19 protein-coding genes are annotated in these 24,250 nt (G+C 58.3%); 1 reads left to right on the top strand and 18 read right to left on the bottom strand.

Going from position 1 to position 24,250, the window contains the following annotated elements; all coding sequences use genetic code 11:
* Window positions 1-5: 5 nt before the first annotated feature.
* The 11 genes from BN1117_RS03005 to BN1117_RS02950 all read right to left on the bottom strand — a co-directional run bounded on the left by BN1117_RS03005 (window position 6) and on the right by BN1117_RS02950 (window position 15,856).
* Window positions 6-1,043 carry an HlyD family secretion protein gene (locus BN1117_RS03005; protein WP_040094779.1) on the bottom strand — a complete coding sequence of 346 codons (1,038 nt, stop codon included), beginning with the start codon at window positions 1,041-1,043 and terminating at the stop codon, window positions 6-8.
* A gap of 3 nt (window positions 1,044-1,046) precedes the next feature.
* Entirely contained in the window at window positions 1,047-1,385 is a 339-nt protein-coding gene (locus BN1117_RS03000; RefSeq protein ID WP_040094778.1) for a DUF3302 domain-containing protein, read from the bottom strand.
* A 222-nt stretch (window positions 1,386-1,607) separates the two neighbouring features.
* Window positions 1,608-3,029: a carbon starvation CstA family protein gene (locus tag BN1117_RS02995; protein ID WP_040094777.1), complete on the bottom strand. Its 1,422-nt coding sequence runs from the start codon at window positions 3,027-3,029 to the stop codon at window positions 1,608-1,610.
* A gap of 140 nt (window positions 3,030-3,169) precedes the next feature.
* On the bottom strand, window positions 3,170-3,874 hold the full coding sequence (gene btsR / locus BN1117_RS02990) for a two-component system response regulator BtsR (protein WP_040094776.1): 705 nt from the start codon (window positions 3,872-3,874) through the stop codon (window positions 3,170-3,172).
* Window positions 3,871-5,541, bottom strand: coding sequence for a sensor histidine kinase (locus BN1117_RS02985; protein ID WP_040094775.1), 1,671 nt, complete (start codon window positions 5,539-5,541; stop codon window positions 3,871-3,873). The genes btsR and BN1117_RS02985 overlap by 4 nt, the downstream gene beginning before the upstream one ends.
* A gap of 354 nt (window positions 5,542-5,895) precedes the next feature.
* On the bottom strand, window positions 5,896-7,131 hold the full coding sequence (locus BN1117_RS02980; RefSeq protein WP_040094774.1) for a cyclic di-GMP phosphodiesterase: 1,236 nt from the start codon (window positions 7,129-7,131) through the stop codon (window positions 5,896-5,898).
* Between the two features lie 277 nt (window positions 7,132-7,408).
* Window positions 7,409-10,513 (bottom strand): efflux RND transporter permease subunit, encoded by a 3,105-nt coding sequence (locus BN1117_RS02970; RefSeq protein WP_040094772.1) that lies wholly within the window; start codon window positions 10,511-10,513, stop codon window positions 7,409-7,411.
* A gap of 9 nt (window positions 10,514-10,522) precedes the next feature.
* Window positions 10,523-11,722, bottom strand: a complete 1,200-nt coding sequence (locus BN1117_RS02965) for an efflux RND transporter periplasmic adaptor subunit (RefSeq protein ID WP_040094771.1) — start codon at window positions 11,720-11,722, stop codon at window positions 10,523-10,525.
* Window positions 11,723-12,144: 422 nt separating this feature from the next.
* Entirely contained in the window at window positions 12,145-12,951 is an 807-nt protein-coding gene (xthA, locus tag BN1117_RS02960) for an exodeoxyribonuclease III (protein ID WP_040094770.1), read from the bottom strand.
* Between the two features lie 229 nt (window positions 12,952-13,180).
* A complete protein-coding gene (locus BN1117_RS02955) occupies window positions 13,181-14,143 on the bottom strand; it encodes an ion channel (RefSeq protein ID WP_040094769.1) in 963 nt (320 codons plus the stop codon).
* Between the two features lie 66 nt (window positions 14,144-14,209).
* Entirely contained in the window at window positions 14,210-15,856 is a 1,647-nt protein-coding gene (locus BN1117_RS02950; protein ID WP_040094768.1) for a tetratricopeptide repeat-containing response regulator, read from the bottom strand.
* A gap of 363 nt (window positions 15,857-16,219) precedes the next feature.
* Here BN1117_RS02950 and azu point away from each other — a divergent pair, with 363 nt between their 5' ends.
* Window positions 16,220-16,660, top strand: a complete 441-nt coding sequence (gene azu / locus BN1117_RS02945) for an azurin (protein ID WP_040094767.1) — start codon at window positions 16,220-16,222, stop codon at window positions 16,658-16,660.
* A gap of 110 nt (window positions 16,661-16,770) precedes the next feature.
* On the opposite strand, the gene BN1117_RS02940 is transcribed toward azu, so the two are convergent.
* From BN1117_RS02940 to BN1117_RS02910, 7 genes are all read right to left on the bottom strand, one after another.
* Window positions 16,771-17,328 carry a HutD family protein gene (locus BN1117_RS02940; protein WP_040094766.1) on the bottom strand — a complete coding sequence of 186 codons (558 nt, stop codon included), beginning with the start codon at window positions 17,326-17,328 and terminating at the stop codon, window positions 16,771-16,773.
* 85 nt (window positions 17,329-17,413) lie between these two features.
* Window positions 17,414-18,073 (bottom strand): YceH family protein, encoded by a 660-nt coding sequence (locus BN1117_RS02935; RefSeq protein ID WP_040094765.1) that lies wholly within the window; start codon window positions 18,071-18,073, stop codon window positions 17,414-17,416.
* A gap of 139 nt (window positions 18,074-18,212) precedes the next feature.
* The gene (locus BN1117_RS02930) at window positions 18,213-20,351 is read right to left on the bottom strand and encodes a sensor domain-containing diguanylate cyclase (protein ID WP_040094764.1); all 2,139 of its coding nucleotides are present in this window, start codon (window positions 20,349-20,351) and stop codon (window positions 18,213-18,215) included.
* Window positions 20,348-21,541: a sugar ABC transporter substrate-binding protein gene (locus BN1117_RS02925; RefSeq protein WP_040094763.1), complete on the bottom strand. Its 1,194-nt coding sequence runs from the start codon at window positions 21,539-21,541 to the stop codon at window positions 20,348-20,350. Before BN1117_RS02925 ends, BN1117_RS02930 begins: the two co-directional genes overlap by 4 nt.
* A gap of 162 nt (window positions 21,542-21,703) precedes the next feature.
* Entirely contained in the window at window positions 21,704-21,919 is a 216-nt protein-coding gene (locus BN1117_RS02920) for an HP1242/YdcH family protein (RefSeq protein ID WP_005337763.1), read from the bottom strand.
* 276 nt (window positions 21,920-22,195) lie between these two features.
* Window positions 22,196-22,807 carry a hypothetical protein gene (locus tag BN1117_RS02915; RefSeq protein WP_040094762.1) on the bottom strand — a complete coding sequence of 204 codons (612 nt, stop codon included), beginning with the start codon at window positions 22,805-22,807 and terminating at the stop codon, window positions 22,196-22,198.
* The gene (locus tag BN1117_RS02910; protein WP_040094761.1) at window positions 22,804-24,165 is read right to left on the bottom strand and encodes an MATE family efflux transporter; all 1,362 of its coding nucleotides are present in this window, start codon (window positions 24,163-24,165) and stop codon (window positions 22,804-22,806) included. Before BN1117_RS02910 ends, BN1117_RS02915 begins: the two co-directional genes overlap by 4 nt.
* Window positions 24,166-24,250: the final 85 nt, after the last annotated feature.

The following is a 24,250-nucleotide window of genomic DNA, read 5'->3' as shown; positions in this document are numbered from 1 at the left end:
ACTGACTAATGGAACGGGAAGATATAATTCATCCAGCTTGCCATGCGCAGCAGCACCTTGCGCATTACAGATACATGGTGGAAATGCTGGGTATAGATAGCCGCCTGTCCGCTGGCACCGGCAATCACCTGATACTTGGCCCACTCCGGATCCGTGATGGAGATAACTACCGGCAGACGACCGGGACGCACCGCTGTGGTCTGATCCAGCAGACCGGCGTTGGCCTGTACGTTACCGGCGGCAATGGCCGGAACCACGGCCGTCACCTTGCCCTGGAAGATCTTGCCGGGTACGCCATCGATCACCACCTCGGCCTCATCGCCCACCGCCAGTCGCTGCATGCTGTTCTGCCAGAACCAGCCGACGTAGGCGGTGTCATCCTTGTGGATGAAGGTCATCACCGGACGGTACATGAAGGGGGTGGCGATCATGCCGGGGCGCAGGGCGAGCTGCACCACATGGCCATCGCTCGGGGCATAGACCACGGTTTGGGACTGCTGGTACTTGGCTTCCAGCAGTTGGGCTTGCAGATCGTTCAGGGTGGCTTTCTGCTGGTCAATCTGGGCCACGATATCGTCCACGTTGGCCTGGGTGACGTCCAGATCGCGCTGTTTGCCGACACCGCGACGCATCAGGTCGCTGGCGCGATCCCGATCGAGCCTGGCGGAGCGTAGTCTGGCCTCGATGGAGTTGAGGTGCTCGCGATTGGCTTCGACCCGGGCAGTGAGGCTCTCCACTTTCAGACGAAACGGCTCGTCATCGATGCGAAACAGCACATCCCCTTTTTGCACCGGCTGGTTGGCCTCTACCGGTACCTCAATGACCCGGCCCTTGACCAGCGGCACTATGGGGGTGGAGACATAGTAGTTGCGCGCCATCTCGGAGTAGGGATGGTTGTAGTTCATCAGCATGATCAGGGTGCCAATGAGCACGACGCCACCCAGTGCGGCGGTGGGAACTGTCCACTTGTTGAGCGGGATGCGGAAGATTTTGAAGATGGCGACACACAGTGCCGTGTAGGTCAGGATCAGTAGCAGGTCCATGATTTATCCCTGTTGCTCACTCTGTTCGATAGCGTTGATTCGGCTTTTCAGATCCGCCAGCTCCTGCTTGAGGGCAGCCAGATCGTCTTCATCTTTTTGCAGGCGCTGGCTAAAGCCCCAGCCGCGATCGGGTCGATAAAGGGTGGCCCAGATCCAGAGGAAGGGCCACAACACATGCAGGGTAAACAGACTGACCCAGCCCGCCACGTGAATGGCGTCTTGATGGGGGTGCTGACGATGTTTGGCTATTTCATACGGAATATCGTGGATCACGATGATCCCGTAAAAGATGACCAATCCGACAAAGACGAGCAGGCCAAGGGCAAAATAATCAAGGGCCATTTATAACCTCCTGTGGCGTGATGCGCCGCTTAATCATGGGTTCCAGCAAGCACTAAAGCAATTAAGAATCACACATTTATCATCCGTTCGTGCGAGATCTTAAAGCTAGTCGCTGTATTGAAGCTGAAGCCGTGCGGCAGTTGTTTTATTAGTATTTCTGTCATTAAAAAAGGCGCCTTATGGCGCCTTTTTATGCGGTGTCTTACAGCATTTTTTGCTGTGTTACCCTTCGCTGGTACGACTGACCAGAGGTTGGCGGAACTTTATCAGGAAGGCCGCAGTAATCACTGTGGTGGCCGTCAGACCTATGATGGTGGAGATCCCCATCTCCATGCCAAAACCGATGGGCGCATTGGCCAGGTAGGTCAGTACCACGGCGGTCATGAACATGGCTGGCAGGGTGCAGACCCAGTGCAGTTTGCCCTCTTTGATGAGGTAGGCCGCCGCGGCCCACAGCATGATGACGGCGGTGGTCTGGTTGGCCCAGCCGAAGTAGCGCCAGATCACCCCGAATTCCGCCTTGGAGATGATGAAACCAAGGATAAACATAGGAATGGCAATCAGCAGGCGCTTGACCAACGGCTTCTGGGTCATTTTCAGGAAGTCCGCCACAATCAGGCGGGCACTGCGAAACGCGGTGTCGCCGGAGGTGATGGGCAGGATCACGACGCCCAGGATGGCCAGAATGCCGCCCACTGTGCCGAGCAGGCTGGTAGAGACCTCGTGTACCACGGCAGAGGGACCACCGCTTGCCAGAGTGGCGTTTAGCGCCTCGGTACTGTCGTAGAAAGAGAGTCCCAGGGTGCACCAGATCAGGGCGATGATCCCTTCACCAATCATGGCGCCGTAGAAGATGAAGCGGCCGGAGCTCTCGTTTTGCATGCAGCGAGCCATCAGCGGTGACTGGGTGGCATGAAAACCCGACACGGCGCCACAGGCGATTGTGATGAACAAGAGCGGCCAGAGTGGCAGTTCAGTCGGGTGCAGGTTGGAGAAATCCATCCCGGTGTTGTAAAAGCCTTTGCCCGACACTATCAGGCCGATGATGAGGCCAACCGACATAAAGACCAGCAGGGCGCCGAAAATGGGGTAAAAGCGGCCAATGATCTTGTCGATGGGGACTATGGTGGCGAGGACGTAATAGGCAAAAATGGCCAGGATCCAGTAGACCAGGTCGGTGGAGGTGAGGTTGGCGAGCAAGCCTGCCGGGCTCAATACGAACACCACGCCCACCAGCATCAGCAGCACCACGGCGAACAGGTTCATGAAGTGCTTGGCGGCAGTGCCCAGATGCTCACCGACCACGGTCGGCACCGAGGCACCTTTGGCGCGCACCGACAGCATACCGGAGAAGTAGTCGTGTACCGCGCCGGCGAAGATGCAGCCAAAGACGATCCAGAGCATGGCGACCGGGCCGTAGAGCGCACCGAGAATGGGGCCGAAGATGGGGCCGACGCCTGCGATGTTGAGCAGTTGAACCAGATAGACTTTCTTGTCGGACATGGGGACATAGTCTACTCCGTCAGCCTGAGTGATGGCGGGTGTTTTCAGCTCAGGGTTAGGGCCAAATATCCGTTCGATGAATTTGCCGTATATGAAGTAGCCAGCCACAAGTAAGCCGACACAGAGGAAGAACCAGATCATTGCTACGCTCCTGCATTGTTATTTTTTAGTGTGCATAGCGAGTCTAAAACGGTTGCTCCTTATTGGCAGGTGAAACTCCCCGAGCGGCGCTTTGGCGCGCCGAGCGGTCGGCGTCTGTGATCAGGCGCACACTCCGCGGCTCAGTCCAGCCCCAGTTGATCCTTAAGCTCCTTGAGATAGCGGCGGCTGACCGGCACCCGGGCGCCATTCGGGGTGACAATCTCTGCCAGCTGGTTATCCAGCAGCCGGATCTCGAAGATAGCGCTGGGGGAGACCAGATACTGGCGGTGGCAGCGCAGCAGCGGGCTCTTTTCTTCCAGCGATTTGAGGGTGAGCTGGGTGTGGAACAGCTCGCCCTGACAGGCCACATGGACGCCACCGAGATCGGAGAAGGCATACTCCACCTGGGCGATGGGCAACAGGCGTACCCGGTTGTGCAGATAGCCAGGGATATGGTCGATGGTGGGAGCCAGCCGCTCGATGGGCTGCGGGGAGATATCCTGCTTGAGGCGAGCGAGGGTCTTGGCGAGCCGGGCGGGCTCTACCGGTTTGAGCAGGTAGTCGAAGGCGTTCTCTTCAAAGGCCTGGATGGCATATTCGTCAAAGGCGGTGACAAAGACGATGCGGGGCAGGGGATCGAGCATGGCCACCAGCGCCATGCCGCTCAGCTTGGGCATCTGGATATCGAGAAAGACCACATCGGGTTTGAGCCGCTGAATAAGCGGCAGCGCCTCGATGGCGTTGGCCGCTTCCCCCACGATCTCGATGGCAGGATCGCAGGCCAGCTGTTGCCTCAGCTCTTCGCGGGCGTAGTGTTCGTCATCGACTATCAGGGTGCGGATCATGGTTGCTCCTTGGGGATGGTGAACGAGACCCGGGTCCACTGCTCCGGCTCGCACGCAATCGTCACGCCATAGCGCTCGCCAAAGGCGCTTTTCAGTCGCCGGTCGACGATGGTCATGCCAAGCCCGTCACCTGCCGGTTTGGCTTGCCATGCCCCGGCGTTGTCTTCCACATGGATGGTGACGCTGGTGGGATGTTCCTCGGTGTACAAGCGGATGCGCCCCTGCTCCAGCAGGGTAGAGATACCGTGTTTGATGGCATTCTCGATCAGGGGTTGCAGGGTGAAGCTGGGCAGCCGCAGGCCGGTAAGGTGGCTCGGGATTTCGTTTAGCACCGTCAGCCGATCGCCAAAGCGGGCCAGCTCGATCTCCAGATAGGATTGGCAGTGCTCCTGCTCCTCCTGCAAGGTGGCAAGGCCGCTCTGGCGTTTGAGATTCTTGCGAAAGAACAGCGACAGATGCAGCAGCAGATCCCGAGCTCTGTCCGGATCGCGCCGGGTGATAGCACTGATGGTGTTGAGGGTGTTGAACAGAAAGTGGGGGTTGATCTGGGCCTGGGTCAGCTTGAGTTCGGACTGCACCAGTAACCTTTGTTGTTGCTCAAGCCGACCGGTTAGCAACTGTTGCGAAAGCAGGTTGGCAATCCCCTCCCCCAGGGTGTGGTTGATCTTGAGAAACAGCCGCTTCTTCGGCTCGTAGAGCTTGATGGTGCCGATCACCCCCTTGTCACCCTGCAGCGGGATCACCAGCACCGAGCCCAGCTGGCAAGTCGGGGAGAGGCTGCAGCGATAGGGCTGGCTGTTACCATCAGCAAACAGCACCTTATTCTGCCGTATTGCGTTCATGGTGATGGCTGATGCGATGGGTGTCCCTGGCAGGTGGTGATCTTCACCGATCCCGATAAAGGCGAGGATCTTGTCGGTATCCGTGATGGCGACCGCTCCCACTCCGGTTTCTTCTTGAATGATACGGGCGATTTTGCTGCTTGCCTCTGGGGTAAACCCCTGGCTCATGATCCCCACAGTGCGGTTGGCGATGGTCAGTGCCTTGGCGGAGAAAACCCGGGAAAACTTCTCATACATCTGCTGCTGGTCGCGGATCATGCTGATAAATAGCGCGGCGCCACAGGAGTTGGCCAGGATCATCGGGATGGCGATAGCGCGCACCAGCAATAGCGCCTTGTCAAATGGGGTGGCGACCAACAGGATGATCACCATTTGCAGGATTTCGGCATAAAGCGTGGTGAAAAACGCGATACGTGGTTCAAACAGGGCATCCATCTTGCCGGCACGCATCAGCCGCCAATGGACCAGGCCGCCCAGCAAGCCTTCACAGGTAGTGGAGATGGCGCAGGCCAGATCGGTAAATCCCCCCAAGGTATAGCGGTGCAGACCGCCAGTCAGCCCAACCAGAAAGCCCACCAGTGGTCCGCCCAGCAGGCCCCCCAATACAGCACCCACTGCCCGGGTATTGGCAATGGCGTCGTCGATATCGAGTCCCACGTAGGTTCCGAGGATGCAAAAGGCAGAAAAAATGAAGTAAATCAGTATCTTATGAGGAAGTCTCAGGGAGTAGTTGGCCAATGGCCGCAACAGCGGGCTTTTCGAAAAGAGGTAAGCGATGACCAGGCTGACGCTCATCTGTTGCAGCAAGGAGAGGACCAACTGCATAAAAAACGCTCCCCATAGGCCAGCTGAAAAAAACGTCAGCTCGTGAATAAGTGTGATCAGGATCTTGTTCTGTCGGCCAGCCAGGCCGCAACCGGCCGTCATTTTGCCAGAATAGCTGGATAAAACCACATTAAATCAGCATGTTAAATTGATATTTGTGTAATCGTTAGAGGGTTGATATTGATGAGTTGAGCATGAATGTATCCGTTGGATACGCCACACGGAGGTGGCATGCTCCGCCCGGCCAGCTTGGTTGGGCGTTTTTTATACATGGTCAGATGGCAACCTTCTGATGGGTATTCGGGTAATTATTCCGGTTTGTCCAATGAGTTATCCCCAGCTTCTGGGGATAACTCAGAATGCAAAGTAATAACAGAAGCGGCGAGTCAGATTGAAGAACTGTTTTTGGCTATCATCCAGTTCATCCTGCTTGATGAATGCGGTGATGGTGCGCTCATCTTCTCGTAGATCAATCATGGCAACCCCTTCCGGGCGTTGGGCCTTGATATAGGGCAGGATCTTCGGCTTGAGGGGCATGGTGGGTTCAGTGGAGAGCACTAGCGCGATGCTCTCGTCAGAGAGCTTCACCAAGGTTCCCGGTGGGTAGACCCCCAGTACCTTGACCAGTAACTTAACCAAGTCCTGATCGAATTTCTTTTGGGATAACTTGTAGAGCTGACCGATAGCCTGGCTCGGCGCAACTGGGGTGGCGCTGCTGCGTGGGTGCAGCAGCTCATCGTAGTAGTCGACCAGCCCTATGAGTCTGGCAAGTGGGGGGATCTCGCCCCCCTTGATCCCCAGTGGATAACCACTGCCATCGAGACGTTCGTGGTGAAGGTGGGCCACTTGGCGGATCTTGGGCTCAAACGCGTTGAGCTGGGTCAATATCTCAAATCCGTACTGGGGATGCATGTTGAGAAAATTCTGCTCAGCTTTATTCAGGTCACCCCGCTTCTGGGTAATCTGGCTAGGGACTTTCAACTCGCCGATGTCATGGACCAATCCTGCCAGCCCTGTCTCCTCCAGTTCGATGGGATTTTTGCCCTGTTCACGGGCCACCAGCATGGCGATAAAGGCCACATTCAGGCTGTGTTGCAGCAGAATATCGGTATGGGGGCTGCGCACCAGGTGGAGCCCGAGGGGACCCTCATGCTGGCTGAGGCGAGCTGCGGCATTGCGGACTATCTGGGCGGTGTTGGCGAGCCCTTCGTCTGGCTTGAGGTTGAGCGCCCCCAGCGCATCGCGCAGCTCGCTCATGGATTGGCCAAATGCCTTGTCTGCTGCACGCATGGAGCGACGGAATGCTTTCTCGTCAAAGGGGGGGGGGCCGGTATCAATCAGGGCTTCCAGCTCGTCGAGGTCGGGCCCCGCATCTGGAACGTCACCGCGCAGCAGCGGCGCGATGGGCAGGTCGCTCTTGTCGGGGTCGACCATCATCAGCGTCAGATCAAGGTGTCGTATGATGTCGAGTTGCTGCTGATCCTTGATTTTGAACGCATTGAACATAAATGGATGATTAGTCCATCCAGTAGGGAGGTGGATATAGTGTCCTACCCGCAGCTGTTCTATGGAGGCTTCGATCAGTGCCATCGGAGAGCTCGCATTTCTTGAATGCCTAACAAACAAGCTAGCAAAATCCGAGGGATAGACAATAAAAAAATCCATTTCGGGGGGAAAGGGTCGGGTCTGGACAAGCGGCGTGATTTGGATGTTGGCGGAGGGTTTCATAGGAAGCTTGCATTTATGTGCATCATCAGGGCGGCTACCGAGTGTCGCAAGGCGATGAAGGCCTATCTATTTGTCCTGTCAAAGATGTAATAAGAAAGCCCCTCCAGCGGGAGGGGCTTGGTCAGACTGAACTATCCGGTCAGCTCTGTTTTTCCGAACTGCGCATGATGAGTCGGAAGAAGAGCGGGATAAAGAAGATGGCGATAAAGGTGGCCGCCAGCATGCCGCCAATCACCGGCCAGCCAAGGGCGTGGCGGCTGGCGGCCCCGGCACCGCCGGAGGTGACCAGCGGGACACAGCCGAGGATAAAGGCGAGCGAGGTCATAACGATGGGACGAAAACGCAGGCGAGCCGCCTCCAGTGCCGACTCGAGCAGGCTCATCCCCTCTTCGTGCTTCATCACCGCGAACTCCACGATCAGGATGGCGTTCTTGGCCGCCAGCCCGACCAGCGTCACCAGACCAATCTGGAAGTAGACGTTGTTGGTCAGACCCACCAGCCAGGTAGCGAGCAGGGCGCCGAACAGAGCGAACGGCACGGCGGTGATCACCGCAAACGGCAGGCTCCAGCGTTCATACTGGGCTGCCAGGATGAGGAAGATCATCACGATACCAAAGCCGAACGCCAGACCAGCACTGCCTGCCGCGGCTTTCTCCTGATAGGCAGAGCCGGTCCACTCCAGCTTGGCATCGTTGCCAAGGGTGCGGCTGGCGACCTCTTCAAGGGCTGCAATGGCTTGGCCAGAGCTGTAGCCGGGGGCGGGCTGCGCCATGATTTTGGCGGCCTGGAAGATGTTGAAGCGTTCGACCAGTTCAGGGCCGGTGGCATCACGCACCGTGACCAGGCTGCTAAGCGGGATCATCTCGCCAGTATTGGAGCGGACATAGACGTTGCGAATGTCGCTCTTCTTGGCGCGGTAGTCCGCTTCGGACTGCAGTTGCACCCGATAGGTACGGCCAAACTGGTTGAAGTCGTTGACGTAAACCTGACCGAAGGTGGCCTGCATGGTGTCGAACACCGCATTGATCGGCAGTCCCAGCGCTTTGGTTTTTTCGCGGTCCAGGTCGAGGTAGACCTGTGGCACATTGGCACGATAGGTCGAGGTGACACTGGCGAACTCGGGGCGCTGTTTGGCGGCGGCAAGGAACTGCTCTACTTCTGCCGAAAACGCCTGGGCATTGCCCGCGCCCCGGTTTTGCAGATAGCCCTCAAGACCACCGGTGGTGGACATCCCCTGGATGGGGGGCGGATTGAAGGAGGCAACAAAGCCATCTGCCACTCCCATCAGGCTCATGCCTTGCAGGGTCTTGGCCAGATCGAAGGAGTTCTGACCCGCTCCCTGGCGCTCGCTCCAGTCCTTAAGGGTAATAAAGCTCAGTCCGCTGTTGCTGACCACCGCGCTTGAGAGAATGTCAAACCCGGAGAAGGTGATCACATCCTTCACGTTGGGGTTGGCCATGGCCATCTTGTCAAATTGATCCGCGACCGCCTGGGTCCGACTCATGGAGGCGGCATCTGGCAACATCACCGCCGAGATGAGGTAACCCTGATCTTCGTTCGGTACCAGCTCTCCCGGCACCTTGAGGAACAGACCATAGATGGCGATCAGCATGATGGCAATAAAGCCAAACGCCACCCCGACCCGACGGTTGAGGAAGGCGACCCCGCGCACATAACCACGGGTCAGCTGGTCAAATTTTTCATTGAACCAGACAAAGAACCGGGCGGGCTTGTGATGACCCTCTTTCAACAGAAGTGCACACAAGGCGGGGGAGAGGGTGAGAGCCACCAGACCGGAGATAGCGACCGAGACCGCCACGGTAATGGCGAACTGCTTGTACATCACACCTGTCATGCCGCCCATAAAGGCGACCGGCAGGAATACGGCGCAGAGCACCAGCACGATGGCGATCACCGGACCGGAGACCTCCTGCATGGCGAGGATGGCCGCCTCTTTGGCAGAGCACTTCTTCTCCTGCATGATCCGCTCGACGTTCTCCAGCACCACGATGGCGTCATCCACCACGATACCGATGGCGAGCACCATACCGAACAGAGTGAGCAGGTTGATGGAGAAGCCAAGCACCAGCATGCCGGCAAAGGTACCGATCAGCGATACCGGTACTGCAATACAGGGGATCAGGGTGGCACGGAAGTTCTGCAAGAACAGATAGACCACCACGAACACCAGAACAACGGCCTCAAACAGGGTGTGAACCACCTGTTCGATGGAGATTTTGACGAACTCTGTGGTGTCGTAGGGGATCTGGAACTCGACATCCTGCGGGAAGCGCTCCTTGAGTCGCTCCATGGTGGTTTGCACCGCATCGGCGACCGCGACCGCGTTGGCGCCTGGCTGCAGATAGGTGGCGATACCGATGGCCGGTTTGCCGTTGGCGCGGGCGACCAGATCGTAATCCTTGCCCCCCAGCTCGACCCGAGCCACATCTTTGACCCGGATTTTGGAGCCGTCAGGCATGGAGCGGACGATGATGTTCTGGAACTCTTTCACATCCTCAAGGCGCCCCTTGGTCTGCACCGTGTAGGTGAAGTCGATGGGGGTAGAGGTGGGCTGAGCACCGATCTTGCCTGCGGCAAACTGGGTGTTTTGCTCACGAATGGCACCGATCACATCGCTCGGGGTGAGTTGCAACTGGGCCAGCCGGTCGGGGCGCAACCAGATACGCATGGCGTAGTCGGTACCGCCAAACAGCGTGGTGTCACCGATCCCGGGGATACGCTTGAGCTCATCAATGATGTTGAGCAGGGCGTAGTTCGAGAGATAGGTGGTATCAAACGAACCGTTTGGCGACTGGAGGGTGATCACTTGCAGGATGGAGGTCGATTTTTTCTTGACCGTCACCCCCTGCTTTTTCACCTCTTCCGGTAGCTGGGCCATGGCGGCCGAGACCCGGTTGTTGACGTTGATGGTCGCCTGATCGGGATCGGTGCCGATATCGAAATAGACGTTGAGGTTCATCTGACCATTGGATGCCGACCCCGACTGCATATAGAGCATATGCTCAACACCATTGATTTGCTGTTCCAGCGGTGCGGCAACTGTCTGGGAGATCACCTCCGGGGTGGCCCCCGGGTAGAACGCAGTCACCGACACCACAGGCGGGGTGATTTGGGGATATTGCTCGATGGGCAACGAGCGCATCGCAGCCAAGCCACCCAGCACAATGATGATCGAGATCACACTGGCGAAGATGGGGCGTTCGATAAAGAACTTGGAAAACATACGAACTCCTTACTTGGCCGGGCTCTGGCCAGCCATGCTGGCACTGATCGCCTTCATCTCGTCGGCACTGACCGGTTTGACCACAGCACCCGGGCGGGCTTTCATCAAGCCTTCGACGATAAAACGATCACCAGCGGCGAGGCCGCTTTCGATAAGCACGCCATCTTTAACCACCGGGCCCAGCTTGACCGGGCGGGGAGTGACCTTGTTCTCGGCATCTACCACCATCACCATGCGGTCAGCCTGGGACTGAACGATAGCCCGTGGTGGCACCACGATGGCATTCTTGCGGGTCCCCAGATCAATGGTCATGCGCACGAACTGGCCGGGCAGCAGCACGCCGTCCTTGTTGTCGAAAATGGCGCGGGCACGGATGGTGCCGGTCTGCGGATCAACCCGGTTATCGGAGAAGTTGAGCTTGCCCGCTTCGGGATAGACAGAGCCATCGGCCAGCTGGATATAGGTACGCCAGTTGTTCGCATCCTTGGCTTCGATAACCCCTTTTTTCACCGAGTTTTCGAAGTTGAGGCGATCCTGCTCCGAGTAGGAGAAGTTGACGTAGAGCGGATCAAATTGGGTGATGGTAGTGAGCAGGCTGCTGTCACCGCTGGTGGAGATCAGGCTCCCCTCGGATTGGGAACTCTTGCTCGCCATACCGTCGATGGGGGCGGTGACCTGGGTGTAGCTCAGATTGAGCTCAGCCTCTTTCACCTTGGCTTGCACCGCTTGCAGGCTGGCAACGGCGGCCTCGTAGTTGGCGATGGTGTCGTCATAATCCTTGCGACTGACCACCTGGCGCTTGAACAGGGGGATGATGCGATCGCGGTCCGCCCGCGCCTTGTTGAGCCGTGCCTGCTCCTGAGCCAGGGTCCCTTTGGTCTGCTCAAGTGCCACCTTGTAGGGCTCAGGATCTATCATGAACAGCTCTTGCCCGGCAGTGACCGGTTGACCTTCGACATAGGTGCGCTTGAGCAAGATACCGCTGACCCGAGAGCGCACTTCAATCTCGCGAAAACCGGCGGTCTCTCCCACCATCTCGCTGGTCAGGGGAACATCGGTCGGAGTGGCGGTCGCAACAACCACAGGTACAGCGGGCATATTCTGTGCCGTCTGGGTCGTTTCTCCTCCGCAGGCGGTCAGTCCACCGAGCAGTGCCAAAGTGAGCAAGCTGCGTTTGTAAGCATATCTTCCGGCATTTGACGCCTTCATCATCACACTCCTGTTGGATCCATATCGGTTGCTGCGTTCAGCACACTTATCCATATGCATCATTAACTTCATTATAAAAAACACAACTGTTTTTAAGATCTGAGCGGGAGATGATAGGACGGCAATCTGAACCTAACCTGCTTGAGTGATCAATTGAGGTGACCGTTTGGTCAAAAAGCAAGCATCTTCACAACTTGCTCCTCACGGCGAGAGGAGATCGGCAACCGCAGGGAGCTGATACAGAGTGGCGCGCGTGTGTATATGTTGGGTATGCAGGAAAACGCATCATGCTGAGTAAAGAGAAAGGTGCCCTGAGGCACCTTGGCTGGATAGGCTGTTTAGCTCCTTCTAAGGCTGGCAACCACGAACCGTTTCACCGATTGGCGAGCTCGCTCCGGCTCATAGGTTAACCGTGCTTTCCATTAAGCAAAGCAGGCCCAGATGGGAGCGTGATCTGAGGGTTTCTCGATGCCGCGCAGCTCATAGTCGATACCGGTCTCGGTCACGGTGTCCTTGAGGGCGTCGGAGGCCATGATAAGGTCGATGCGCAGGCCGCGGTTCTCGTCAAAGCCCTTGGAGCGGTAGTCAAACCAGGAAAAACGTTCGCACTCGGTGGGGTTGGCGGCGCGGAAGGTGTCGGTCAGACCAAATCCTTTCAGCCGTTCCATCCATTCGCGCTCGATGGGCAGGAAGGAGCATTTGCCGTCCCGCAGCCAGCGCTTGCGGTTTGCCTCGCCGATACCGATGTCGAGATCGGTGGGAGAGATATTCATATCCCCGATCAGCACCAGCTGGTCGGCCGGGGTGTGGTGGCTCTCGAGGTAGTGCAGCAGATCCTCGTAGAACTTCTGCTTGGCCGGAAACTTGGTCTCGTGATCCTGACTTTCACCCTGCGGGAAGTAGCCGTTCATCACCTTGATGAGGGAGCCGTCTTCACGTTCGAAGGTGGCCATGATCATCCGGCGCTGGGCCTCTTCGTCATCGGTAGGGAAGCCTTTCTCCACCTTGACCGGCTTCTGCTTGCTCATGATGGCGACCCCGTAGTGGGCCTTCTGGCCGTGGAACGCCACGTGATAGCCCATGGCCTCCACATCGGCCAGCGGGAAGGCTTCATCGTGCACCTTGATCTCCTGCAGGCCGATCACATCGGGCTGGTGCTTGTCGATGATGGCTTGCAGTTGGTGCAGACGGGCGCGCAGGCCGTTGATATTGAAAGAGATGATCTTCATGTCCGGGATGCTCATGTCATTTTTATAGGCTGCTATTGGACTAGGAATCGGCGGTGGATGCAAGTTCGGGGGCTGTGACTGGCGCAGCTGCTCGGTAACCTGTTGACGAGCTGTCAGCAAGGTGAAACGCCGCCGAGCGTATAGATATACGTGAGCACTCTTGGTTACAAACAAGCGAGCAGCACATGCGCCTTGATCACGGCCTCGCAGCCAGATCGTGGTCAGGTTGTCAGCGGGTCATCTTCTTGACAAACACCACCACAAACAGTGCCAGCGTAAAGCTGCCGGTGAAGGCTTCGAAGGCCGCGATGATCCTGGATAGGCCGACCGGGGTGAAGTCCCCATAACCCAGGGTGGTGAAGGTCACCACGCTGTAGTAGAGGCACTCGAGCAGGAAGATAGCGTTCTGCTCAAAGGGGGCATCAGGCTGGTAGATAAGGTGGTTGCCCGCGAAGTTAAGGCCACAAAAGAAGTAAAAAATGCTGCAGATGAAGATGAGCAGCAGGGAAAAAAGTACCACCCGTATCGGAGCCTCGCCATAGCCGCAGAAGAGATCGACTACCCATGAGGTGAAGCGCTGGCTCGACCAGAGCGGCAGTTGCAAGCGGCGCATGGTGAGCTCTTGCTGGATATAGTTGCCAGACATGGTGAAGATCCCCTGTGCCTCGGAGGCTTTGCGCAGATCCCGGTAGGTCTCTTCCGCCTCCTTGAACCAGATGCGCGCCTGTTTGAGATCCCGTTCGCGGCGCCCCTTGCGATCCTGCATCACCCGTTTGCCGGTCTGCATGTTGTCGAGCCGGGTGTTGTGCCAGCGGATGCCGAGCAGGTTGACGTCATCCAGGGTAGCGCACTGGAGGTTGGCATCACTGAGATCGGCCTTCATCAGGCTGCCTCCCTTCATACGTAAACCGTAGAGGTGACCACCGCGCAGGTTGGCGCGATAGAGGTTGCACTGCTCCAGCAAAAATCCTTGATCGGACTCCTTGTTGACCAGGTCGATGCCAGCCAGATTGGCCCGTGACAACTGCAGGCCGTGGCAGAGACCGCCAGCGCGAACGTACTGTTCGAGCGCCTCGGCGGTATGGGCTTCCTGATGGGATCTGTGGGGATCATGCCAGTGGCAGAGGTCGTGCTCGCCAGCCTCTTCACTGCAGTGGCGGCCATCAGCCACCAGATAACGACACATCGCCATGTTCTTCTCCCTCGCATTGCCGGACTGGTTTGAGCATAGGCGGGGAAAAGGGGAGGTGGTGGCGTGTTAGCTTAACTGGTTGAACTCCTGACGCAGCTTGCGAAACCGCTCCTGCTGAGTGGGATTGAGGGGGATGCCGTCGAGCACCTCCATGGTCTCCTTGCACTCGGCGCCAAACTCCGGACTCTTGCGGTTTTTCTGCATCAGTTGCAGCAATACCTGGATCTTGTTGAGGGCCGCACCGGTATTGGCAGGGGCGCGACGCAGGGCTTCGCGAAAATGACCGAGGGCCTGCTCCAGCTCGCCGCTCTGATAGGCTTTGATCCCCAGGTCGTTGAGCTGTTGGTAGCGCTGGCGCCGTTCCAGCACCGTCTTATCATCCCGGGTGGCTTGAATGCAGGTGGTGAGCAGCCTGTCTTCGTCCTCAGCCAGCAGCCCCTGCAGGCTTTCTGCATATTCGAATTCACCGAGCTGGTAGAGCGCCAGGATGGTCTCTCCGAGCAGGGCGGGGGGCATGGTGGCCGGTTCATCGAGCCAGTTCTGGTTGGCGCGATAGAGCATCTTCTTGCCCTTGAGCAGCTCACCCAGTGCAATTTGCACCCGGGCCTGACAGATCTGCTCGAACACCGGGTAGTTGAACTCCGATATCATCAGCGAATCGCGGATACGCGACAGGGCCGAATTGACCTGCTTTTGCAGGTTAGCGATGTGGTAGCTGTCGTTACTGTTGAGAGCGTAGAGGGTCAGGGTCTGGATATAGGCCCCCAGATAGTGGGGAGTGCGATGGATGGAGTTGCGCGACAGGTCGATCAAGGCGAGCAGCACATCCTTGGCCTGGGCGTAGTCGTGGCGCTGCAGGCATACCTCCGCCAGTCGGCGGGAGAGTTGCATCGACTGGGGGGAGATATCCACCGCCCGTCGGAGCTCCTGCTGCGCCTGCCCATCATTACCAAGGGCCAGCAGGGACTCTGCCAGCCAGAGGTGAGCCTCCACCATCAGGGGGGTATTTTTGAGGGTCGCCTGCAGATGGCTGACCGCCTCTTCATGGAGCCCCAGGGTGTTGCACGCCTTACCGAGCGTCAGGCGGGCCCAGCTGTTCTCCTGCCCGGCCAGCAGCTGGCGCATCAGGGAGCGCGCCTCCTGCGCCTGACCCAGCTTGAGGTGGGTATCGGCCTGCAGGCAGCGGCAGTAGTTGGCAAAACGGGGCACCGCATCGGCCCGCTCGGCGCAGGCGGTAATGAGGGCCGCCGGATTGTCATCGGCCAGCGCGGTAAAGACGCTGGCCAGCGCGTTGCGCCGAGCGAGGGCACGTTTGAGGCGAAACGAGAACTGCTCTTGAGAGAAGGGCTTCATCAGGTATTCATCGGGTTCGGCTTCCAGCGCGCTCAGTACCATGGCGCGGGAGCTGTCACCACTCACCATGATCACCACACTCTGGGGCGGGATCAGGTTCTGGTCGCGCAGGCTCTCCAGCAGTTGGCGGCCATTTTCGCCAACCCCCAGATCGTAATCGATGAGGTAGATGTCGAAACTCTCTTTCTGGCAGCGGCGCCGCGCATCCTCGGCGGTATTGGAGTAGGTGATATTGCTGATCCCCAGATTGATCAGCATTGCCTTCATCATCACCTGAAACGAGCGCTGCTCATTGACCATGAGAATGCGTTGGGGCTTGGCTGGGCTCTTTTTTGCTGGCTCTTGTTCAGGTGTCTGCATCTGTCTGGGTCGAGGCGCTACGGGCTGATGGGAGAAAGTGTGCCACCAAAGCGCCCGAAGAGGCAATTGGCCAAGTTGCCGATTGCATGCAACATCTCATGTTCCAACGCATTCAAAGGGAACGCCGCATGGACGGAGAGGCAGAAAAAAGGGCACCGGTTGAGCCGACCGGAGAGGGCGCTCGTATTCAGCAACGTTGCGAGGGCGTCATCGTCAGGTGACCTGACCCGCAGCTTTGGCCAAAAGCCATAGCCGATTGAAGACAAGTGCGTAAAATGAAGGTCGATTTAGACGGCATCTTTGCGAAGCGTTAAGCGCATCCGCCAAGTCGTTGCCATCCATTGCCAATCAAAGGAGAAAATGATGAAAAAGGCGATTACCCTGCTGTTTCTGAGCACCTTGGCTGCTCCGGCTCTGGCCGATGAGTGTGCACTGGTCATCGAAGGCAATGATGCCATGCAGTTCAACCTCAAAGAGATGAGCGTACCGGCGACCTGCAAAGAGGTGACGGTCACCCTGAATCACACCGGCAAGCTGCCGGCTAATGCCATGGGCCATAACTGGGTGTTGACCAGTACCGCAGATTATCAGACGGTGGCCACTGCCGGGATGAGTGCAGGAGCCGAGAATGGCTATCTGCCCAAGGATGACCCTCGCGTGCTGGCACACACCGGGATGATCGGTGGTGGCGAGAGCAGCAGCGTCACCTTCAAGACCGATGGTCTGGCTGGACAGGATCTCACCTTCTTCTGCTCCTTCCCTGGCCATTTCGCCATGATGAAGGGCTCTTTCAAGGTCAATTAAGGTGCTGACCGGCATCGAGCCGGTGACCTCAATAGCAAAAGCCGGGATTGCCCGGCTTTTTCATCTCTGCTGTTTGTGTGTGGCATGACTGCACACCACCGACTGTCGCGCTATTTGGCCTGCAGGGTAAAGAAGGCGATGGCGGTCTTTTTCTGGCATTCGAACTGAATGCTCTCTTCCCCGGTCACCACCAGCGTCTCATTGAGGGCTACCTCTTTGCCCTGTACGGTTAGCTGGCCGCTCAGCAAGTGGCAGAGGTAGGTCTTCTCTGGCTCGAGGGTAAGGGTCAGCGGGAAGGGGAGGTTCAGCACCCGCACGTTGGCGCTGAGACGATCCGGATGGTAGATAAGCCCCAGATCGGTCACCTCTTTTTTCAGCAATTCGCAGTGGGTCTCCTCATCGCCGCTAAAGTGCGCCGCTTCGAAGGTGGCGTAGGGGTGGCCGTTGAGCACAAAGCCTGCCCCACTCACTGGCAGCAAAATGCGCTGATAGCCAGGGAAAGGGGAGAAGGGGCCCGCACTCTTGATGGGGGCCGAGCTTAGCCGGTAGTCAAAGTCGAGCTTGGCAAGGCTCGCCCCCTTGGGGGAGATGAGGATCTGGCTGGTGGTACCCTGCTGGTTTTTCCAGGGCATCTTCTGGTGGTCAGACTCTTTAATCAGGGTGATCACGGGCACTTCCTCACGATAAAAAAACGCAGGGAGCCGGGGAGATCAGCCCCGGCTCCCTGATAGAGATTGGCGATGGTAAAGGGGATCAGCCCTGACCATCCAGCGCAGCCAGCCGCGCTTCCATGGCGGCGAGACGGCGCTTGAGCTCGCTCACCTCCAGCTCCAGTTCGCAGAGGCGATCGGCGGCAGGGGAGGCAAAGGCCGCGGCGGGGGCGGCATCCATCATTCCCTGAATATCCACTTCGCCGCTGAACAAATGAGCGTAGCGGGATTCGCGCTTGCCCGGTTCGCGCGGCAGCTTGACCACGTAAGGGCCCCGTTCGATAAGGGTGCCGAGCACCGCATCCACTTCGGTGACATCATCGAAGCTGCAGAGGCGGTTGGTGCGCGAGCGCAGTTCCCCCGGGGTTTGCGGGCCGCGCAGCAGCAGTTCGCAGACGATGCCGAGCTCCTGGGCACTGAATTTCAGCTCGCCAAACTCGGTGTTGCAGAATCTGTGCTGGTAGCGGGGCACCCGGGCGTTGAAGCCGGCGGTATTGACCACCAGCCGCTTGCGGATCAGCTCGTCCACCACGGCGCGGATATCGAGCTCGGAGAGCTCCAGCACCGGCTCGCGGTTGCTCTTCTGGTTGCAGGCGTTGACCAGTGCATTAAGGGAGAGGGGATATTGATCCGGGGTGCAGATCTCTTTTTCAATCAGACAGCCGATGACGCGGGCTTCTAGCGGGCCAAGTACTAACTCCATTTCCTACTCCCTTGCAAATCGAGACATCAAGAGCCCCTATCTTAGTCATGGTCCGCGCCGCGTCTAGCGTTGTGCGCCATTTTTGCGAGCTGATCAGGGCGTTGGCGAAAGGCTCGCCAACGCCACAGACCTCCGTTTTTTATCGCTGCCCCTGATAGAAGCGCGCCTTATTGGCATACATGGCGTCGTCCGCCACCCGGCTCAGCTCCGCCAGCGGGGTCTGGTCGCTGCTGCTCCAGCCGATGGCAAAACGCAGCGGGAAGCTGTGCTCCCCATGCTGCACGATGGCGTGCTGCTGACTGGCCTCCAACCTGCCTGCCAGTTGTTGGCTGGCGAGGTGATCGGCCTCTGCCAACAGGACGAACTCATCGCCACCGATGCGAAAGATATGCTCATCCTGACGGCAGAGGGTGCGCAACAGGCTGGCCATCTGGACAAGCAGGCTATCCCCTGCCTCATGGCCATACCGATCGTTGGCCTGTTTGAGACCGTTCAGATCAAGCATAAAGAGTGCAAGATGGCGCTCGGGATGGCGTGCCAGCACCGCCTGATAGTGATGGAAGGCCTCTTCGAATGCCTGTCGGTTGGGCAGCCCGGTGAGGTTGTCGGTGCGGGCGACTCGCGCCAGCTCGTCGGTGAAGAGGCGCCCCTCGATGCCCACCGCCAGCTGCTTGGCAAACAGCCGCAGGATAGATCTGTCTTCGGACTCCAGCCCTTCGGCGCTTACCATCAGATAACCAAACAGCACGCCGCTCTGACTGCCGGGCAGGGTCATGATCTTCCAGAGTGCGTTATCCCACTGGCATTCGGAGTGTTTGACCTCCTGATCCATTAATTGGGCCAGCTTCTCCTGCAGGGCATCCCGCAAGGGGGCATCGACCCCTTGGGTCAGGGAGTAATGAGGGTGGCCATCGCGGCGGATCACCAGCCCCCAGCGGTGGCCGGGATAGAGCTGGGAGAGTTGCAGCAGGGCGGAGCTGGCCAGCTCGGCGATATCGATATCCAGCTGCTGGTGCAGACCGAACTGCAACCAGGATTGCAGGATATGGCGGCTGCGCTCCTCCCGGCTCAGGGCCGAGCGCAGGGCGGTCGTTTGCGAGGCAACCTCTTGCTCCAGTTCGTCGTTGAAGCCGAGCAGCCGCTGGTTGAAGGCCTCTTTCTCGCTGTTGGCCTGCTGCAGCTGTTCATTTTGCTGATAGAGCGCCCGCACCTGATCCGAGATGGTGCTGGCCATCTCCTGCAGCAACTGGCGCACCTCGTCGTACTCCACAAAGCGCAGCGGTGCCTGCCGTTGCTGGTAATAGCCCTGGCCATAGCTGCGCACCAGCGCGGCCAGCGAGCGCAGCGGTCGGGTCAGCCAGCGGGTGAGCCAGACGCAGCCGATGGCCACCAGCAGCAACATGACGGCGATGCTGACTGTCAGCAGCTGTTGGGATTTATTGAGCTCGCTGACCCTGTCATTGCTGTAGCTGTAGAGGGTGATGGTGGGGGTGATCTCTTGCTCCAGCTGGGGCCAGCCAATGGCCAGGGGCTGGGCCAACTTGCTTGGCTCCCTGTCATCCATGGCGTTAGCGCTCTGGTGAGCCCCTGCGTAGAGAGGGTTCTCGCCCTGGGAGATCACCAGATATTCGCTCCCCTTGAGATAGGGTTCCAGCAACTGGGCCATCTGCCGCCAGGGGAGAATGGCCATCACGAAGCCGGAAGGGGTCTGCATCACCCCGGCGCGCTGGTGGTTGCGATAGATGGGGGCTACCAGCGCCAGCCCGCCGCTGCGGTTTTGCTCCATGTCGTCGACCAGTACGGGATCATCGACGGGCAGCAGCAGATGCTTGCCCTGTTTTGCCTCGCGGGTCTTGCCCCAGGCCATCAGCTGCGGCATCAGGTTGCTCGATTCGAGGTGGGAGGCCTGGCCATTGATGTACTCCACCACCAACCCCTTGTCATCGATTAGGTAGGCCGAGGTCAGCAGGCTGTTGGATTTGATAAAGGTGGCCAGTGCCAACCGGGCATGGCTGGAGAAGAGGAAGTTGTCGAGGGCCTGATGGAGTACCCGATCCTGGCTGAGCTGATTGATCTGGGTGCCGATCAGCTCGCTGCGAAAGCGGGCCTCGCGGGTCATGCTGGTGAGGGCCCGCTCCAGCTGTGACTGCTCGCTCTGGGCGATGATCTGGTGCTGGCGGATCAGCAGCACAGTGCTGGCCAGCAGTGCCGGCAGCAAGGCGACGGTGAACAGGATGATGATCAGGGTCGGGCCGAGCCGAAAGGTGCGATGTTTCATGGTGCTTTGACCTGCCGGTACTGCTGATCGGCCAACTGCTGCATATAGCGGGCGGTGTCGGCGGCACTGATCCCCTCTTTAAAGCGCTCGAACCCTTTCTCCATCGCTTGCCAGGCGATGGACATGGCGCTGTCGGAGGGCATGGGGGTACTGAGGGTGAACTGTTCCAGCAGCACTTTTTCCTTAGGTGTGGGGTTGTGGCTGATGGCGGAGAATGCCTGCTGATTGACCGGCAGCAGCGCCCCCTGATGATAGATGAACTGCTGAATATCCTGACGCTGGATAAAGGCCATCAGCGCCTTGATGACGGGCAGTCTCTCCTCATCGTCCATCGCCCAGCGGGAGGCCCCCATCACGTAGGCGCCGCTCATTGAGTGCATGGGATGGCTTTGCCAGCGGGGCAGCAGGGCAACCCCCAGCTTATCCCCCATGTTCTTCACCAGATCATTGAAGGCCCAGTCTCCGTTGATGAGGTAGGCGCTCTTGCCCTCGTTGAAGCGGGCGAGGGCGGTGTCATAGTCGCAGTCGGGATCGACCCACTGTTCGCTGGCGACGGTGCGGTAGGCCTCCAGTGCCTGCACCATGGCTGGGCTGTCGAGGGTAATGCGCCCTTCGGTCACCAGTGAGCCGCCAAAGGTGTGTAAAAAGGCGGCTAAGTAGTACATGTCGTGATAGGGCCAGCTGACGGGGTAGACCCCCTTGGCCTTGAGGGCCGGGGTGATAGCAGTCAGTTGCTGCCATTGGGTCACCGGAGTCGAGACCAGCGCCTTGTTGTAAAACAGCATCAGATGGTTGCCCTGCATCATGGGCATGCCCCAGCGTTGCCGATCCAGGGTGACATAACGCAAGGCGCTGGCCATCAATGAGGGGGAAAACCACTCGGCCGGGAGCGGGGCGAGGGCCATCTGGCGATAGAGGCCGATAAAATCGGAGGGGATCAGCATCAGATCAGGCAGCCCCCTGGCCTGAGCTGCCAGCAGGAGATCCGCCTTGATCTTGCCCGGCTCAATCTGGGTGACCCGTACTCTGTGGTTCCCCTCCTGATTGAAGCGGGCGATCACGTCGTCGATCACGTAACCGGCTTGCTGGGAGTGCCACAGCTCCAGTTCAGGCTCCTGAGCCTGCAGGGGGTGGCTCAATGCGAACAGGCAAAGCAGCAAGAGATGATAAAAAGATCGTTTTCTGCTCATGTTATCATCACCGTTATTCCCTGAATTCCAAGGGAAAAATGTAACAAACTACCGGCAAGATCGGTAGGCTCGGGTGTCAACTAATTGACTGAAACAACAAAAAGCCCGGCGCGTGGGCCGGGCTGGGGGATAAATTGCTTATCCGCATATTCTTCGAGGCATCTATTGTGGATGTTGTTTGAGGATGTCGTATATCTCCTCTTTCAGTTTGAGTTTCTGTTTTTTCAGATCTCTCACCTCGGCGCTATAGTCGCTGGCGTGATGCTTTTCCAACTTTCTAATCTCCGCATCCAGGTCGTTGTGCAAGTCAAACTTCTTCTGGAAATGGACATCACTGCTCTTCAGTTTCGAGATGAGTTCTCTGTACTCTGGGAACATGTAATGGAGCCTCCTTGGTTTCGTTTGATTGTGCCTGTAAGACCAAAGCTACCCCTTAGTGCCGGGGATAAATGTGATCCTGATCGGATTTGGGGGCAATGATTTGGAGTATTCGACGGGATATTTATAACTAGTTGAATCAAAACAAGATAAGTGATTTATCAATCTGAATGGTGAGCCAAACTGTGCGACAAGTCACAACAGGGGCAGTGTTGGCGTGAGGGTGCAGGATCAAAAAAGGGGCCGAGTGGCCCCTTTTTATGGATGCAGGCAACGTTACTCTTTATCTTCGTCCGCCTGCTCTTTTTTCTTTTTCTTCTCGGGTAGCGGCTTGCCATCGCGGTGGATCACCTTGCCCGCTTCAAAGCCAATCTGGGCCGCCAGCTCCTCCAGATCCGCCGACTTGGCCTGATCCCCGATGGCGTAGCGATAGTTGGCGATGGAGAGTTTGTCAGCCACCGGCGTGCCCGGGACGATAGGCTCGCGCCAGCCCTGGCCGATGTGGGCCACCAGGGTGCCGTTCATCAGCAGCTCGCCGACGATCTCCTGGGTCGGATTGCCCTTGCCGTAGGTGAGACCCTGCGGGTGCTTCTTGCCGACCAGTGGTTCGTTGCTGGCGGGGATCAGCTTGGTGCGGATCAGCCACTTGGGCTTCTTGGTGTTGCCCACCGCCTTGCCGGTCTGGTACTCGTTGATCTTGATGGTCTTGATCATCTGGGCCATGAAGTCCTTTGTCAGCGCCTTCTGGGCGTCGCTGGTTTCATCGATGGCGATGGGGGCCACATACCAGGTCTGGGTGGCTTGAGCCTTGGGAGCGGCAGGGGCAGTTTGCGCCATGGCCAGGGGGCTGAGCAGGATGGCAGCCAGCAAGAGTCCTATCTTCTTCATTGTGATTCCGCTTTTGTTTCAACAAGAATTTTGTTTTGCCAGCGACGACTGCGCCAGCGCCAGAACATGGCCAGACCGCGCACCCACTCGTCGCAGGCCAGCGCCAGCCAGATACCGACCAGTCCATAACCCTGCATGATACCGAGGAAATAGGAGAGTGGCACGGCAATTCCCCACATGGAGAGCAACGCCATGTAGAGGGGGAAACGGGCATCCCCGGTGGCCCGCAGGGCGTTGATCACCACCAGATTGAAGGTGCGGCCGGGTTCGAGGATAAGGCTGATAAGAAACAGTTGCGCCACCTGAGTGATGATGTCGGCCTCATCGGTAAAGAGGCTGATGATGGTGCGGCCATTGAGGGCCGCCGCCACGGCGATGACGCAGGTGACCGCCAGCCCCAGCTTGAGGCTTTTGAGTAGCTGCTGATAGGCGCGATCGAACTGTCTTGCTCCCGCCAGATGGCCGATGATGATCTCGTTGCCAAGGCCGATGGAGAGGCCAAACAGCAGGATAAACAGGCAGATCTGGAAGAAGTAGGACTGGGTTGCCAGCGCCTTGTCACCCAGCAGTCCGACAAAGGCTGTCACCACCATAAACTGCAGCATCCAGGAGAGGTTCTCTCCTGCCGCAGGCAGGCCGATATGGAGCACCTTGCCCAGCATCTCCCGACTGGGGTGGACGATATCGCGCACCACCAGTCGAATGCCGGTCTTGCGTGCTACCAGCCACACCAGCAGCACCACGCCGACCAGTCGGCCCGCGACCGTGCTGATGGCGACACCGGCGACCCCCAGCTGGGGCAAGCCGAACCAGCCGTAGAGCAGCAGCAGGTTGCCGACGAAGGTGATGAGGTTGACGATGAGGGTCACATACATCGCCTGGCGGGTGTGGCCGTGAGCGCGCAGGGTGGCTGCCAGACAGAGGGCTGCCGCTTCCGGTAACAGGCAGAGACCGATGATCTGCAAGTAAAGCGTCCCGTCGCTCATCAGGTTGGCAGGCAGGTTCATCAGCGCCAGCATGGTGCTGGCCCCCGCCATCACGCCAATGGCGGCCACCAAACCGATCAGCAGGTTGAAGCCGATTGCGGTGTGGATCACCACCCGACTCTTCTCCCGATCGCCGGCCCCCAGATACTGGGTGATCACCACGCTGGTACCGATACTGACGAAGCTGAACAATGTGATGGCGAGATCGAACACTTGATTGCCGACCGCCAGCGCGGCCACTCCCTGATAGGAGACATGACCCACCATGAAGGTATTGAGGGCACCGGTCAGAAAGTGCAGGGCGAGATCGATAAAGAGCGGCCAGGTCAGCGCAAAGAGGGTGCCCGGGCCTGCGTGGGATTGAGATTGCATGGCATGTCCAACAGCTGGGAAGGCACGGGGGAGTGCCCTCTGGGGGCGCATTTAACACCAAGGCCAAGGCCGGTGCAATCCTTGT

Source organism: Aeromonas australiensis (assembly GCF_000819725.1).
GTDB classification, from domain to species: domain Bacteria; phylum Pseudomonadota; class Gammaproteobacteria; order Enterobacterales; family Aeromonadaceae; genus Aeromonas; species Aeromonas australiensis.
This window is presented reverse-complemented; position numbering and strand designations above follow the sequence as displayed.